The sequence below is a fragment of the Mastigocoleus testarum BC008 genome (assembly GCF_001456025.1).
Classification (GTDB): domain Bacteria; phylum Cyanobacteriota; class Cyanobacteriia; order Cyanobacteriales; family Nostocaceae; genus Mastigocoleus; species Mastigocoleus testarum.
In genome coordinates this window covers 65,815-82,508 of the sequence record NZ_LMTZ01000089.1, presented here as the reverse complement: position 1 = coordinate 82,508, position 16,694 = coordinate 65,815, and the positions used below count along the sequence as shown (strand labels likewise).

Below are 16,694 nucleotides of genomic sequence, written 5' to 3'. Positions count from 1 at the left end.
GAAAAGTTCTACAATCTGACTGATTGTACAAACATTTACTCGTTTATAAAATCCGTAAGTATAATAAAAATTTTAAGTGGGTTTTCTCACTTGGCTCCCATGCTCTATTAAGATGGAAAAATCTTTAGTAGAGGTCAACAAAAAATGGATGTAAAACTAATTTTGGTCGGTTTAACAGTTATTTTTACGGTCGCGTGTCTGTTCTTTGGCACAAAAAATGGATTTTACGACTCCGATAATTACGACGGTAATGGTTCTGCTCACTGAAAGAAGTACAAGTTGAGGTTTCTTGCAATCGAAACTTTCAAAGTTAAAACAGCTCCTAAGCAAAAGCCCTTAGCCCTTGACTTTTTCAAGAAATTTTTTTTGGCTAAGAAAATTTTCTGGTTCGCAACAGTTCATCTCGGACAAACAGCGAACTTGGTTTTGTCAATTGTGGTTATAGGGGCGAATTGTCGGATTAACTCCGACAAAATTTGAGGTTAAGAGAGCATGAGCGATCGTATATCAGCATCTTCTCAACCGGAAATGGGGGAATCATGTAGTGAACTAGAATTTTTTCCCTATGGTGTCGAGCAGAATGATTCTGGAGTCTGTTTGCTGATACGCATGGGTAAGTATCGGATTCTGCTTGACTGTGGTTTGACAGACATTTCACCATTAGTCAATGATTTGCCACAGTTTTCTCTCCAAAGTAATTCAAGTCAACCAGTCGATGTAGCGATTGCTAGTCACGCCCATGCTGATCATGCCAGAGGTTTATTGGCGCTACATCAACGTTTCCCCCAATTACCCATCTGTGCAAGTGAAGTAACTAGTAAATTACTACCCCTCAATTGGGAACACGAATCTGAGGAAATACCAGATTTTTGTCAAGCGTTACCACTGCGAACACCAACAGAACTCAAAGAAAATCTGATTGTTGAGTTATTCCCTGCAGGACACTTGCCTGGAGCTACAGTTATTTTATTGACTTACAAAACTCCGGAGCGAACTTACAGGCTTCTCTACACTGGTGATTTTTTCTTATCTAATTCGCGTTTGGTAGAAGGTTTGCGCTTGGAAGAATTGCGGGGACTAAATCTGGATGTATTGATTATTGAAGGTACTTACGGCACATCCCGTCACCAACATCGGCGCAACCAAGAAAACCAACTAGCCGAAAGAATTAATCGCGCCATTGCTGATGATTGTTGCGTATTACTACCAACACCAGCCCTAGGCTTAGGGCAAGAATTGTTAATGCTTTTACGCAGTCATCATCATTTTACTGGACGCGATCTCGATATTTGGGTTGATGGAGCTGTTGCAGCAGGTTGTGATGCTTACTTAGAACTTTTGCCTCATTTTCCTGCATCCGTGCAAAATTTTGCTCGCCACCAACCTTTATTTTGGGATGAACGAGTACGTCCAAGGGTACGTCGTTTGCAACCAGAACAATTACCAATACTAACGAAATCTCCTTGTATTGTTCTGACTGACTCCACCGCAGAACTTAATAAATATTATCAAAATGATAATGATTCTTGGTTGGTTCTAGTACCAGAAAAAATAGATATAAAAATTAACCATTCTAACCCAGAAGCAATTAATCTTGAAACTTATTTACTTGCTGAACATAGCGATGGTCCAGGAACTACCCAGCTAATACATAATTTGCGCCCACAGCATGTAATATTTGTTCATGGCTCTGCCGCTTACTTGGCAGATTTAACTAGTCTAGAAGAACTACAAAATCGATATCATTTACATTCTCCTGGACCTGGAACTTTAGTTGAACTACCTATCGGTGAAACATTTTTGCAACCAGCGCCCCCAGAAACAAATTATGAGGGAGAACTATCGGAATGGGAATCAGCAATTACAATTTCTCTCCCAAGTGGAATTACTAAAGATCCCCGATGGCGTCAATTTGCTGATACTGGCTTGGTTGAAGCTCGCTGGCAAGGAGAAGAATTACTTTTGCGAGGATTATCTCCAAAAGAACTTATCAACCAAAATAGCGAACGATTTATTTGGCCGAATATAGATTGCTGTGGAACTTGTAAACACCAAAGGGGACAGCGGTGCTGGAATCCCGCTTCCCCTTTGTACAACTTTAAAGTAACTTTGGAGGGTTATTGTCCGGCTTACGAACGTTCAAGTAACAATGCTGCTGAATCCTAAACTTTTAGTTTTTGGCTACTAGATTTAGATCGTTTTATAATCTTGACTCTATCCACTTAAATTTAAAATTTAAGTACGTGAACCTAAGTTCGCAAACCTAAGTTCATGAGTACTAAGTTAGCGGTCGTAAATTCGCGAGCCAAATTTGACTATCAAGCTAGCTAATTTTTGTCTAGTGCATTCACAGAACAAATATTTATAGCTTATTCTCTATCGGACTCTGGGCGATTGCGAATACGTTCTGCATCTGGACAATCTTCTGTCATAAGTGGCTCGACATTACCGCGTGGTACCGAAGCTAGTTTTTGATTGATGGCACCAATGCTTTCTAAACGAACCATCTCTTCCCAGGAACAGATTTCGTCTTCTTCTTCGGTTTCATAGCGTAGGGTGACTAAATCTCCCTCTATGTCAATAATACGGGCGCGTTCAATCCAGCGTTGCTGATCCCGTAAGAAAACACATACCTCCCGCCCATCGCAACAAAGTTGATAAATCTTGCGGTGTAGCATGTACTGCTTCCTTTTTTATATGTGGTTAAATTTGTAAACATTTAGGCTTTAAACCTGATAGAACGTAACCCCTAATAGCTGGGCAACGTACTTTTAATTATGCCGTCTAAATTAGCCAGAAGATTTACTTAGAAGTTTCTTCAATCTTAATGTATGACTAAACTTATTGGCAAAAAATATGCTCTTAGCACTAGTTAAAATTTGTTACCTTTGGAGGTGATTCAAGGAGTATATACTTGAGAGTAATGCCATAATTTAAACTTTCTAGTAATTTGGTTCGTATTGGCTGGAGAGTCATTGGCGACACTATGAATTAAATTATACTCAAGTTTAGCTAAAGTTTGCTGTTGTTGAAATTGCCTGTGCTTAATAATTGGCATAACTAGAAAAACAGGAGACTTAGCTGGAATTCAACCCCTACGTATCCAATCTTAGCTTATTCTATGTTGAAAGTCGCCCAATAATTAACGCTAAATCCTAAATAACAGAATTAAAACTAGTACAGAAGTTCAAGCTTGGTTTCTGTCCCGAGTGCAATGTGATTAAGTGAAATATCTGCTTGAGTAAGATATTCATTAATACTAAGGCCAAAATTTAAGCGTATATTGAGTTTTTCTTTACTCTATCAGCTATATTGACGGAATAGTACAGATTAATTTACTGAGGTTACCAATAAAGTCAGTTTAGCAATAAAGAGATAACTCTATCCTCAACTTTGAGGATGATTCGCGTTTAATTCGACCTTCGTGCACTGCCTTACAGAGTAAGTTTATCTTTTCTAAATCCTCTGTTCTATAGCTTCTGGTCTCCAATACCTGATGAAGAAGACCTTCTGACTCAACGCTAAGACATCCAGTTTGAAAAGCAGATTCAACAAGTGCGCGAATCATTTGACTGTGATTATATTTTACAGTTGGTTTCTCTTAACTTAATGTGAATGATTTTCGCCTTATTTCAACTGACATAGGTCAACAAGACAAGTGATATAAATCACTCTTTATTAAAAAATAAATTTAGAATTTTATCTTGGGAAATAGCTTGTCAAATTTATGGCGTTACTTTTTCAGCATTAAGCTTGATATAAATAATACTCCTAATAAAGATTTAATGAAACAGCAGTTATTGAGTGGTATATAATACTGACCGTGTAATTTCGATACTTAGACTTACGTTTTTTACGGCAAAAACCTCATCTACATTTATTGCTTTAGAGTAAATCACGATTGAGTACTAATTTGGAAGAATTGGCGAAAATCTTCATCTTTTTGGCTTAACTTCACCCAACTAAGATTCAATGAGTCAAATTTTTGGACTAAGCGGTTACAACTGGGACGTTCGGTGGCGTAATGTCCAGCATCAATAAGAATTAAACCGCGATCGCGACTTTCTTGAAACTGATGAAATTTACAATCAGAGGTAAGGTAGGCTTGAGCGCCACTTTTAGCAACGGCTTCAATAAAGCTAGCTCCAGAACCACCTAACACTGCTACTCTAGAAATTTTTTGCTGAAAGTCAGCATGGGGAGAAAAAATTAAATTCGGAGGACACAGCCGATTTTGAATAACTTCTAAAAATTGCTGTAATGTAATCAGCGAACTAAAATTCCCTACGCGACCATACCCTAAACCCGGTTGTGTAGGAATGACAGGTGTAACTTCTTGAAGTTGCAAAATTTGAGCTAAAACATCTGCAGTACCGTCTTGCACTTGATCGAAATTTGTATGTGCTGTATAAATGCCTACCTTGTGGCTGAAGGCTAGTTGCGCCATTTCACCGATACAGCCATCATCACCGCGTAAAGATTTTAGCGGATTAAAAATTAACGGATGGTGGGCAAAAATTAAATTTATCCCAATTCCTTGTTTGCGAAGAGAAATAACTTCTTCCATGACAGCCAAGGTGGGAGTTAAACAAATTAAAACCTTCGCGTCTTCTTGTAAAACTCCTGGTTCAATTTGCCAACCGCTATTATCCCAACTCTCTTGCCAATCAGGGTTTGCCCAACTTTCAAACCAATCGATCAAATCTACGATTTTCATAATTTATGATTTTCATAATTTTTCAGACACAAAAAGTAACCCTAAAACATTGACTGACCTCAAGAACTTTTAACTCAAGAGGTTCTAATCTTAAGGTAATTCTAACGAAATCAAGAATTTAACTTTCCTGAACCGGTAAATAATAAGTTACACCAAATATTTAACACTTCCTTTTTGAATGCCCAGAACTAAATGATTCTAGCCAAGGAAGTGTTAAGTTTTGTCACCATATAAATCTTAAAAAAACTAATCTGAAATATGGATGACCAATTCTCGATAGTGATTTTGTTGTCTGTGCTCCCAGATGTAAATTCCTTGCCAAGTACCTAAAACCAGTTGACCTCGGTTTATAGGAATGTGTTCTGAAGTATGAGTCAAAACAGTACGGATGTGGGCTGGCATATCATCTGGACCTTCAGTATAGTGAAAATAGGAAGCAGATTCTGGTACAATTTTTGCCATAAAATCAGCTAAATCCTTCAGTACATCTGGATCCGCATTTTCTTGAATTATCAAACTTGCTGAAGTATGGCGTAAAAATAAAGTGCAAAGACCAGTATCCACTTTTGAATCCGCAACTATGGCTGCAATTTCCGAGGTGATATTACGTAACGATTTTCCGTTGGTGTTGATTCTAAGCAGCTTTTGGTAGTTAGTCATCTTTGTACGAAACAGAAGTTGGCACTTGGAAATCAGAATTTAAGAGTCAGTAAACAAAAACTAGAATCCAAAACTCCAACCATTTAAATAATTTAAACAATTCAAATCATTTCAAACAGTTCCAATTATTTTTATCTGACTTGTTTTGATACAGTCTTGAGAGCTTTTTGTGATATGCTAGCAAATAGCATCACGTTTATCGTTTGTTTTTCCCATTCAAAATGTGAAAAGTGCGGATATAAAAAGATTTTAATAAGCAGGCATAAACAGGCTTAAGTAAACTAACTTCAGGTTTAAAGAGGTGCTTTGATAACTGAGTCAGTTTGCCAAACTTAATGATTTCCTTGTTGTCAAAGGATAATTAATTCGCCGTAAAGCTTCATTGCCGTAAAGCTTCATTAAAGAGAAGAAATATTAACTAAACTTTGTTAACTAAACTTTCTTTAACTTCTAAATTGTACTTAGGAGAGTTAGTGCAAGTTTGGGGTAGTGACAAATTGTTTATAGAAGTCAGTGATCCTACAAGAAAACTAAATTTTTCCTGAAGTATTGATTGCGAATTTTGATTGCGAATTTAGGCTTGTATTGTGAACCGCTTTAAGTATTTTTGCCATTCTCTTCATCGGTATTCACAGATGAATCTGGGTGTATATTCTCAGTATCTGGTTGGATTTGCGGTTGTTCTTCATTAAAGTCCTGGTTAGACTGTTTACCTGATGATGAGTTGCTCTGCATATTTTCGGTAATTACTGATTCATCAGGGTCATCTTCTTTTTTGTCGACTTCTTTCAATGCATCTGCTTCTTCTTCAAGTTTTGTTTCTTCTTCAAGTTTTGTCTCTAATTCATCTGCTTCGCTTTCCTCACCATCAAGCCAAGGTGAATCAAACTGATTCCAAGGTAAGATTGGATTTTTTGGTAGATTTGACGTTAATACCTTAATATTTGCCGGGTCTGGCTTGGGTAAAGGTAAGCGTTTTTCAGAAGTTCTCATATCTTCTTCCTCAGAACTCATGGGCTTTTTAACTCAGGTATAAAGTAAACAGTTCCCAAGTGTAATACGGCGACAAAAATAACTCCTAAAGTAACATAAGCAGCATAAGTCAAAGTTTGAGAAATATCATCAATTGTCTGCTTGTTTGCATTATATGCCGTTACCAAGTTCACGAGCATCTGTAAATCATAATCTTGATTTGATAGTGGCAGATAACGCTCAAGAAAATCATCATTTGGAACAGGCGTAATTACGAATCTGCGGGGTAATAGGGCATTAATCAAAAGAATAAAGTTTAATAAAACTAACAATACCTCAATTGCGTTAAAAATAGTAAAAATAGTTAAAAGTCTAGAAATTGCCAATACCGTAAGTACAGCGGTGTTAGTAACAAACAGAATATTCATTTGGGTAAGCAATATTTGACGTTCTTCCTTCTGCTTATCCAAAACGGTTCGTACATCCCGAGCCGCTAATCGAACTGTCACAGGGTCTTGTATGGGAGATTCTTCAGGCTCTGGAACTTGAGATTCTTCAGTTATTGGAACCGCCCCATTATGATTGTGTGGCTGAAGAATAGCTTCCATAGCCGCTGGGGGAATCGTAGTTTTCTGAGGGTCTACACTTTGCTGCTCCACTGTTGATTATCTCTTTAATAGAGGTTAATTCTGAGTAATCATCGCAACAATGCCACTTCCAAAATAAGGATGTCAAGGATAACTTGAACTTTTTGTTTTCTTGATTTTGACATCATTAATGCATCAAACATCAAAACTTTAAGAAAAATAAACTAAAACTATATTAAGATTTCTGTTTATTAATTCTATTTTATTCACTTATCAGTTTCTTTGAAAATAATCCACTTAGTTAACTAAACATAAGTTTAATTCTATGTAAACTTGGACAAAACATAAATTTTTACTGCGAATTTAACAATAATTGACTTGTACCTAGAAAATAGTTAGATAATATGATTTACTACAGCACTAGCTATTTTTTCATTGCCGTCAATGGGGATAGCTCCTGGAAACTTTGGTGCTTTCAGTGGTTCAGAAAGAAAATCCCAGTTACCTTCAAAGAATGTTTGTGGTGTTATCAACTGATGGTAGTTATAATTTTCTATACCTGCGTGTAAAAATTTAGCCTCAGCAAATCCTTCGCGAGTAACAGAGATAATGGGTATTCCCGACTTAGTTGCTTCAGCAAAAGTGCTAAAGCCGGGTTTAGAAATTATACGAGAGCACAAAGGCATGAAATCTACCGGACGATACTTGCGGTCGTTAACTAGTAATAAATTTGGTATATCCGGTGCATTTCGGTCAAAGGTGATAAATTGCCAGTCAGGATATCGTTTAAGGTTATGGTAAGGTATTTCTTCCAAACCTAATCCTCCGAAGGTCATTAAAACAGTCTTATCAACGCTCGAACAGATCCCCCACTTAGATCGTAGTTCATCAATTTTGAAATGTGGTGAGCCTCCGGGTAAACCGACATCTGTGATGCTAGGGAATGCGGACATGGGCTCGTGGAAAGGAAAACGGAATAAGCGATCGCATTTTGCATAACAACCTGCAATCCAATCCGCAATTTCAATGAACTCTCCACCCCACTCTCGATAGATAAAATCCCAGCCAAAATTACTATTCATCCAGCAAGGTATTCCCGCTACACGAGCAATTTCAGCAGCTAAAAAAGGAATATCAGCCAAAATTAGTTGCACCTGATTTTGACGGATAAAGTTTACTTCCGAAGCAATAATCGAATTTTGGTCTTGCTTTATAGCCTTTAACTTGCTCAGAGTTGTTGCTTTATCCATTCTCAAGCTGTCGGTTTGCACCACACCAAGATCGTAAGCGCGGGGACGATGTATAAAATCTCCCTCAATGTAGGATTCAAGCAACCACCTCGGTGCTGTAGTCACCATAATCAACAATACTTGGGGGCATAATTTTTGAATCTGTGCAGCGATCGCTGCAGTTCGCGTTGCATGACCAAAACCATGATTGGTCATTGCGATATATAAAATTGGTCTTTTCATCTTTGGGGTTGGGGATTGGGGATTAGGGATTAGGGATTAGGGATTGAGGGAGGTGGTTCCAAGACCACAAATCCTCCAATTAACCCAAAATACTTTGAAATTTTTGAATTTGCGTAATTAATAAATCAATTTCTGATTCTAATGTAAAGTAGTGCACGCAAGCTCGTACGCAGTCAGGAGCAAGTATGGTTCTAGTTAGGAAACCTTGAGATTCCAAGTAATTTACCAATTTTTGACTTGCTTGTGGTTGACTCGTATCAAGAGTAAAAGATACTAGACCGCTTTCAGGTGGTGAATTTCGCAAACACGTTACATTGTCAAGTTCTGTTAATTTATACCAAAGATACTCGCTATTACGACAAATTTGTTCGTATCTTTCTTTAGATGTTCCCCATTCTTGATGAACTTGAATTGCCTCCTTTAAACCAGGATAAAGTGGATAGTTTGATGTTGCTATTTCATAGCGCCGTCCATCTGGTTGCAACCCTATTGGCTGACATTGATTATCAGTAATTACACCCCGCCAACCAATAAAAGTAGGTCTTAAATTATCCCGCACTTCTGGTTTAACGTATAAACCACCTACTCCTCCAGGTCCACATAACCATTTATGACCAGTAAAAGCGTAAAAATCCACTTCCAATTCAGTCAGGTTTAGAGGTAACATTCCCACAGACTGAGCTGCATCTACCAGAATTTGCGTTTCTTGGGAATTACTTCTACAAACATCAGTAATTTTGTCCATTGATAGGACTTGTCCCGTGTTCCAAAGCACATGACTGAGTACAACTAAGCGAGTACGGGGATGAAGATGTTGAGCAATTACTTCTACAGGGTCTCCTTCATTAAGAGTTGACATCAATGGAAAAATACTTATTTCAACATCAAATCTACGGGATATTTCCTGTGCTATGGCAATAATACCAGGGTGTTCGCAGTCTGACAGTAGTAAACTATCCCCAGAGCGCCAATTAATCCCCCACATCGCAATATTACAGCCCGATGTCACATTTTCCGTTAGGGTAATCGTTTCCTTGGCTACGTTTAACTCAGATGCAACGGTCGCTGCAGTTGCTGCAACTTCTTGTTGTATCCACTCATTAACTTGGCTACCAAAAGGACCAAGCTGCTGAATATTAGTTTGAGCTTGGATAATTCCTTGAATTGCCATTTGAGGCATTGGACCTTGACCGCCATAATTAAAGTAGGTTTTATTGTTTAATGCTGGAAATTGTTGCCGATGGCTGTACAACTGCTGAATCGGTCTTGGAGAATACATGGTTTTCATAAATTGCTATTTTGGAATATCTGCTACTTGCGGGCTATTATTTGATGTTTTGTTGAGGTTATAAGAGGTATTGACAGGTGTACTTTTTCCAACATTAAGTTCTGTAATGTGTGTTAATCAAACTCGTACAAAATTTTGTTAACTTAAAGGAATGTTAATAAATGCCGAACTACTGCTGCAATATCAACGCTGCAAGCGCCGACCTTTTCTAGATATACATCAAGATCGCAATCAAAGGGCTAATGTCAGTGACTTGTTGCATAAATTGCAACAGGACAAAAATTTTCGTAAAAAAAAGGTTTTGGCAAAGTGGATTTTTCAGCAACCCGATTATCCGCGTAGGGATACTCAAGCAGGAAAAGCAGCAACAGTTGAATTAATGCGGCAGGGAGTAGCAAGTATTCATCAAGGAGTACTGCAAGTTAATTATGATAACAAGCATTTGCTCCTGAGTTGTCCAGATTTACTTGTCAAACAACCTGGAAATTCTCATTTTGGGGATTGGGTTTATATGCCCGCTAGTATTGAGTTAGGCAAAAGACCCAAACAAGAATATCAAATTCTTGCTGCATTTCATGCCCATGTACTGTCACAAATACAGGGTATTTTGCCACCAACGGCTTTATTGTTGTTACGTGGTAAAGATACTGCGTATCAAGTTGAATTAACTAAGTGGATACCCTTGATGCATGAAAAGCTGCTTGAATGCATCCAGGCTATGGAATTACAAAATCCTCCAGAACTGTTTATTTCTCGGCAGAAATGTAGTTTGTGTCACTGGTATGGAAATTGTTACGCAGATGCAAAATCTCAGAAACACCTTTCATTACTACCGGGAGTAACTCCAATTCGTTACACTCAACTTCAAGATTTGGGTATAACAAGTCCCGAAACTCTGGCTGCTACAAATCCTGAATTACTAGAAGATTTACCAGGTTTCGATCGGGCGATCGCTGCCAAAATTGTCCTACAAGCCCAATCGTTTATTGAAAATCGTCCCTTTGTATTGCCACAACTTACCTTACGGGCAAAAATTAATCCAACAGGTGCGCAAATTCCAAAGCTAAAAATTCCCAGTAACACAACTGAGATAAATCCTTATAAATCTTACAAAGCTAGTTCTCCTAAGAAAATTATTCCTAAGCCTTCATCACTATCTCGTAAATCCCAAATTTTTGCAGAAGATATTGTCCGTAGTTCTCCTATAGAACTTTATTTTGACATTGAAGCTCAACCAGATTTAAATTTAAATTATCTTTTAGGTGTTTTAGTAGTTAATAAAGAAACAAATACCGAAAAATTCCACTCTTTCTTAGCAGAAAGACCTAAAGATGAAAAATTAATTTGGCGGCAATTCTTGGATTTAATGTGGCAGTATCCGGAAGCGCCAATATATCATTTTTGTGTCTATGAGTTTGATACTGTTAAAAGTCTTGGAAAGATTTATCGCACTCCCCAAAATATAGTAAAACCTATATTGAGTCGATTTGTAGATATTTACGAACAACTAACTCAAAGTGTCACTCTACCAGTAGAAAGTTATGCGTTAAAAGCCATTGCAAAATGGTTAGGATTTAAATGGCGTAATAGTGATGCTAGTGGAGCTAAATGTATTTACTGGTATGACCAGTGGTTAAAAACTGGTGATAGAAATCTATTAGACATTATCCAGATTTATAATGAAGATGATTGTCGTGCCACTTACAGCGTTAAAAATTGGCTGGTTGAATTTGTAGAAAAAGAATATCCCTGGGGTATTGTTTCGACTCAGAAAGAACAGGAATAATATTCTCAAGTCAAAACTTAACTTTGAGCAGATCATTGGTAGTAGCAATCACGTGACATCTAATAATTTGCACTACTTGTTGTAATTGTGGTCTGCTATTCAGAGTTAAAATGTAATAGCTAAATCTTGATATGAAACAGATTTGGGCTATAAATACTCTAACAACTGAGTCAACATTAAATAACTAAAACTTTTTCTAGTTTAATAATTATGATTTTAAAACTAAAATTGTGCTTCACACTACTAATAGAATTAAGACTTAAGAAAATATGCGGTATAAATTGAAATCAATAGGTGAAATGTAATAAGTGAGAAATGATAATAATCCGTAAGTTTTTGTCTTTGCCAGGTCTAATTTTTATTTTTATTTCTATTTTAATTATTAGTCTACTGCTTAATAACTTTGTAAATCACACTTTCGAAATTAGAGATTTAAAATTTATTGGACAAGCAATTTTACCAACTGATTATTCTTTTCAAAATACTCAATTAGGAGGTTTATCTGGAATCACCTATGACGATAAAAATCGTTTATACTATAGTATTTCCGACGATCGCAGTCAAAAATCGCCTGCTCGTTTTTATACTCTGAAAATCGACCTAAGTAAAGGTAGACTAGAAAGCAATGATGTGGAACCAGTGGCTGTCACTACATTATTGGATAAAAATGGCAAATCTTTTGCACCTGGAAGCATTGACCCTGAAGCGATAGCTTTAGCAAATGAGAATACTCTTTTTATTTCTTCAGAGGGTAATGCGAAAAAAATTATCAATCCTTTTATCAAAAAATTTTATTTAAACTCTGGGAAAGAAATAAATCAACTATCTATTCCTGATAAATTTTTACCTACACAAAAATCTCAAACAGGTATTCGTAATAATTTAGCTTTTGAAAGTCTTACTATTACACCTGATCGCAAATATTTATTTACCGCAACTGAAAATGCTTTAATTCAAGATGGTTCAGAAGCAAAGCCTAAGGTCGGTAGTCTATGTCGGATTTTGCGCTATAGCTTATCGACGCAAGAACTAGAAAAAGAATTTATTTATCCAACTGAAGCAGTAAATCCACTTTTCAACATTTCTAATCGCTATGCTAGCGGTTTGACAGATTTGTTAGCACTGGATAATAAAGGGAAATTTTTAAGTATAGAAAGAACTTTTACAGGTTTAGGGTTTTATATTGCCTTATTTGAAGTTTCTACAGAAAGTGCAGATGATATTCACGGGGTAGATAGTTTGCTGAATAATAATCACCAAAATTTCAAACCAGTTAGGAAAAAAATGTTATTTGATTTGAGAAAACTTGATGTGACGCTCGACAATATTGAAGGTTTAACCCTTGGACCAAAATTACCAGACGGACAACAGTCTTTAATTCTTGTGAGTGACAATAATTTCAACTCGCTTCAACGTACCCAGGTACTTGCTTTTAAATTTAAGGTTGATTCACCTTTAATGCAATTCCTACGCCGTTTTATCCCAGACTCAAGTCGTTAATTTTAATACATTTATTGATTGACATTGATAATCTCAATCAATTTCAGTGTATCCACCGATTGGAATATAGCGATTATCTAACTCTAATTGTTGATTCAGTGTTATTTCTCATCCAAACACCTAAAATAATATGTTAAACCATGTTTAAAGCTCATTTAAATGTGGTTTTTATGTTTGAAATAAACAATAATTAGTCAAAATGACACAATATTTTTATTCAGGATTTATGACTAATTACGAGAAAATACTATTTCTAAGTCAGAACTTTCAATAAATAGTATCTACTTCTAATGTAGATAAAGATATATGCTACACCAAAAGTACGATAATCAGCTTCAGCAGTATAAAACAGAATTAGATAATAATATTGGCAAACTATTAAATAATCGCTATTTAATCAGAGATTTAATTGGGAAAGGAAAAGTTAGTAGAGTTTATCTCGCAGAGGATACAGCAAAAGGTGGGACTCCGGTAGCAATCAAAATTTTATTTTTCAATTTAGCAAATAGACAAATATATCAAAGTTTTGTGCAAGAGATTTTTATTGCTACCCAATTGGGACTTAGAAGTAATCATATAATACGTATTTTAGGTTATGGATTAACCGAAACGGAAGATAAACATCCTTTCTATGTAATGGAGTATCTTCCAGGTAAGAACCTCAAGTCTTCAATTGCTTCCCGTTCTTTAACTTTACCCAAATTTCTGAACATATGTCACCAAATTTGCTTGGGTTTACAATCTGCTCATAAAGGTGTGACTCTACAAGGAAAAATTTATCCAATTATCCATCGTAATATCAAACCAGAAAATATTTTTATTACTGACAGTTCCAAAAAGAGCGGAGTTGTTAAAATTCTTGATTTTGGGATCGCAAATTTTTTAGTAGAACATTCTCACTTAAAATTGACGGAATCTTTGATCCATAATCTACCTTATTGCTCTCCAGAAGATATGGAGAGAAATAAGTTATTGGATATACGAACTGATATTTATAGTTTAGGGATAATTATGTATGAGATGCTTTTTGGCAAGCATCCTTTCGATACGATAGATTACAATTTTAGGAGTCGCTATGAAGTTAATAAATTTCAAAATATAGATATTTTTCAAGGTGTTACTCCCCAATTTAATATCCCTAAGGCATTAAAGGAACTTATAATAAAATGTTTAAATAAAAATACTGAATTCAGGCCAAAAAATATTGATGATGTTATTCACCAAATAGAAAATATATATTATGATTCGGAACGTAATTTTAAACATCAAACAAATAATTTATTAGATAATAGACAACTTAGTCTCTCAGGTAAAGACTATACTTTTCACTCAGACAAGTATTTATTACAAGAGAAATGGCCTTCAAATCAACCTATAGATAAAATTTCTTTTCCACATATCCTGAAGGCTAAAGAATGTGAGATCCCAGCTATTATGGCGATGTTGCCAAAAAGAGATATTAATAAATTTACTAAACAATCTAAATCTGTTGAATTTATTATTCAAAAAGATTTATATCCGATGTTATTATGGGTGACTGCCCTCGAAGATCCTAAATTGGACCTATTTGGCTATCTACCTCATTTCTTAGACTTAAAAAATCACAAATTTTTAAAGATACTTCAGCTACTATCTAACTTTGGTTATTATCACTTATTACTTTTCTCTTTAGAAAATCCTGATAATTGTTCCTATATTGCAACAATAAATATTAATCCAATTCAACGCCAAGAATTGGTAGATTTTTTAGTAAGCTATCAGCGATTCAAAGCAGTTATATCATCAAAACAATGTAAAGCTATTTTGAAACTCAAACTTGATAAGCTTAAACAAAATAAACTAAAGCAAAATAAACTAAATACAATTACAGAAATTTCTCGTGCTCCACACATCATAAATTACTGTAAACAATATATTAGTAAAGTTAAGGTACGGAATATAATTTAATTTTGTCAATAACTGTCAGCTAAAGAATAGAAAAAAATAATTTAATCTATAATTATTCGGTAATATATACCAGATTTTTTTAATAGAAATCATATATTTATCACATTTAACTAAATATAAATTGTAGCAATATGGATTATCGGCGGGAGCATCTTTAAAAAAATGAATAATAATACTTTTTTACCTCCCATATCTTCAAATGATGTGGAATTATTGCTTGATCGCTATCAACTAAAGCGACTAATTTCTCAAAGCGATTTGGGAGAAATATTTTTAGCAGAAGATATTTTGCTCGCCGGAGTACCAGTCGCAGTAAAATTTCTATCCTCAACTTTTTTTAATTCCAAACAACTACAAAGTTTTGCTTCAGAAGCTCGTATTTGTGCAGCTTTAAGTCAGAAAAGCTTACATATTGTCAAAGTCACAGATTTTGGTTTGAGCAAATCAGGTAAACCTTTCTATGTAATGGAATATTTACAGGGAAAAAGCTTGCAAGATTTAATGCCAATACCTTTAAATAAATTTATTAATCTGGCTCGCCAAATATGTTTGGGCTTACAGTGTGCCCATCAAGGAATTAAAATTGATGGGAAATTTTACCCGTTAATACACAGAGATATTAAACCAAGTAATATATTAGTCCTTCCTGATCGCGTATTGGGTCAATTAGTCAAAATATTAGATTTTGGTGTTGCTAAATTTCTCAATAATTCAGCTACTTTAGCAACAGTAGATGGTTTCAGCGGTTCTTTACCTTATTCTTCTCCCGAACAGTTTCAAGATCGAGAATTAGATCGCTGCTCTGACATTTATAGTTTGGGAGTAGTAATGTATGAAATGCTCACAGGTGAAAAACCTTGGGAAATAACAAATAATAATTTCGGTGCTTGGTATCAAGCACATTTGTCCGAAACACCACGACAACTGAGTAGTGTTAATCCTCAACTCCAACTACCCCAGGTCTTGGAGAATTTAGTTATGAACTGCTTGGCAAAATCTGGGGGCGATCGCCCCCAAAGTCTAACTGAAATTCTTAATGTTTTGGACAATATAAAACTGGAAGTCAGCAATCATTCGAAGAAACTAGTAAGTCCTATAAACGCTGCTAATAATAGAAACTATAGAGTAACAGATAAAGCAACCAATAGGAATACCCATAGGAATTCGAGTCTTATTCCCTCCAGTTCCCGATTAGAACCATCTCTTGAACAAGCTTGTTGGGGATTAGTTTGGAATCAAGATAAACCCATTCAAGAAATTGTTTTTCCTCGTTTAGTAGAATTTGAAGATAGCTATGTCACCACATTATTTCTGATGATGTCCCAAGAGGATATTCACAAACGCTTAAATTCTAAATGTTATAACCAATTTTTTTTCGTTTCCTCTCCTCATCCGATGTTGCTGTGGTTGACTGCACTCTATCAACCAGAACTAGGTGCAAAGTGGTTACCAAGTTATTTGGACATGCATAATCCAGAACATCGCCTTTTAGTCCGTTCTTTAACTGAAAACCAACGCTACCCCTTAGCTTTATTTTCTTTGGAACCCCCCCACTCAGTTACTCACATTACAAGTGCTGCTGTCAGTTACCAAAAGCAAGAGCTATTAAAAGATTGCTTGTCCAAAAGTGAAAACCTACCCAATTTCCATCAAGCACATCTTAGTAAGCAATTATTAAAACACAAATATAAACAAATACGAGCCCAACTCTTACAAACCCTTGACTTTGAAAGCGAAAAAGTGGACTTCAAGTCTCCATGAAAAA

General features: G+C 35.8%; 14 protein-coding genes. 6 read left to right on the top strand and 8 right to left on the bottom strand.

Annotated features, from left to right (window positions below):
• Positions 1-144 precede the first annotated feature (144 nt).
• Positions 145-267, top strand: a complete 123-nt coding sequence (locus BC008_RS52105) for a membrane protein (protein WP_036263672.1) — start codon at positions 145-147, stop codon at positions 265-267.
• A 225-nt stretch (positions 268-492) separates the two neighbouring features.
• Positions 493-2,166, top strand: coding sequence for an MBL fold metallo-hydrolase (locus tag BC008_RS16975; RefSeq protein WP_036263670.1), 1,674 nt, complete (start codon positions 493-495; stop codon positions 2,164-2,166).
• 203 nt (positions 2,167-2,369) lie between these two features.
• Here BC008_RS16975 and BC008_RS16970 read toward each other — a convergent pair whose 3' ends face one another.
• The 8 genes from BC008_RS16970 to BC008_RS16940 form a co-directional block, all read right to left on the bottom strand.
• Positions 2,370-2,678 (bottom strand): DUF6679 family protein, encoded by a 309-nt coding sequence (locus BC008_RS16970; RefSeq protein WP_027840178.1) that lies wholly within the window; start codon positions 2,676-2,678, stop codon positions 2,370-2,372.
• Between the two features lie 683 nt (positions 2,679-3,361).
• Complete coding sequence (locus BC008_RS51390; protein ID WP_072207730.1) at positions 3,362-3,568, bottom strand: hypothetical protein; 207 nt, start codon at positions 3,566-3,568, stop codon at positions 3,362-3,364.
• 327 nt (positions 3,569-3,895) lie between these two features.
• Entirely contained in the window at positions 3,896-4,717 is an 822-nt protein-coding gene (locus tag BC008_RS16965) for a Nif3-like dinuclear metal center hexameric protein (RefSeq protein WP_027840177.1), read from the bottom strand.
• Positions 4,718-4,963: 246 nt separating this feature from the next.
• On the bottom strand, positions 4,964-5,377 hold the full coding sequence (locus tag BC008_RS16960) for a secondary thiamine-phosphate synthase enzyme YjbQ (RefSeq protein WP_027840176.1): 414 nt from the start codon (positions 5,375-5,377) through the stop codon (positions 4,964-4,966).
• A 597-nt stretch (positions 5,378-5,974) separates the two neighbouring features.
• Positions 5,975-6,391 carry a hypothetical protein gene (locus BC008_RS16955; protein WP_027840175.1) on the bottom strand — a complete coding sequence of 139 codons (417 nt, stop codon included), beginning with the start codon at positions 6,389-6,391 and terminating at the stop codon, positions 5,975-5,977.
• Complete coding sequence (locus tag BC008_RS16950; RefSeq protein ID WP_235595884.1) at positions 6,388-7,008, bottom strand: hypothetical protein; 621 nt, start codon at positions 7,006-7,008, stop codon at positions 6,388-6,390. The genes BC008_RS16955 and BC008_RS16950 overlap by 4 nt, the downstream gene beginning before the upstream one ends.
• Positions 7,009-7,331: 323 nt before the next feature.
• Positions 7,332-8,408: a hypothetical protein gene (locus BC008_RS16945; protein WP_027840174.1), complete on the bottom strand. Its 1,077-nt coding sequence runs from the start codon at positions 8,406-8,408 to the stop codon at positions 7,332-7,334.
• Positions 8,409-8,487: 79 nt separating this feature from the next.
• Positions 8,488-9,696 carry an aminotransferase class V-fold PLP-dependent enzyme gene (locus BC008_RS16940; RefSeq protein ID WP_082650568.1) on the bottom strand — a complete coding sequence of 403 codons (1,209 nt, stop codon included), beginning with the start codon at positions 9,694-9,696 and terminating at the stop codon, positions 8,488-8,490.
• A 151-nt stretch (positions 9,697-9,847) separates the two neighbouring features.
• Between BC008_RS16940 and BC008_RS16935 the strand changes: the two genes are divergently transcribed.
• The 4 genes from BC008_RS16935 to BC008_RS16920 all read left to right on the top strand — a co-directional run bounded on the left by BC008_RS16935 (position 9,848) and on the right by BC008_RS16920 (position 16,690).
• Positions 9,848-11,482, top strand: coding sequence for a TM0106 family RecB-like putative nuclease (locus BC008_RS16935; protein ID WP_058183705.1), 1,635 nt, complete (start codon positions 9,848-9,850; stop codon positions 11,480-11,482).
• A 315-nt stretch (positions 11,483-11,797) separates the two neighbouring features.
• The gene (locus BC008_RS16930) at positions 11,798-12,982 is read left to right on the top strand and encodes an esterase-like activity of phytase family protein (RefSeq protein ID WP_027840172.1); all 1,185 of its coding nucleotides are present in this window, start codon (positions 11,798-11,800) and stop codon (positions 12,980-12,982) included.
• Positions 12,983-13,288: 306 nt separating this feature from the next.
• Complete coding sequence (locus BC008_RS16925; RefSeq protein WP_027840171.1) at positions 13,289-14,929, top strand: serine/threonine-protein kinase; 1,641 nt, start codon at positions 13,289-13,291, stop codon at positions 14,927-14,929.
• 162 nt (positions 14,930-15,091) lie between these two features.
• Positions 15,092-16,690 (top strand): serine/threonine protein kinase, encoded by a 1,599-nt coding sequence (locus tag BC008_RS16920; protein WP_027840170.1) that lies wholly within the window; start codon positions 15,092-15,094, stop codon positions 16,688-16,690.
• Positions 16,691-16,694: the final 4 nt, after the last annotated feature.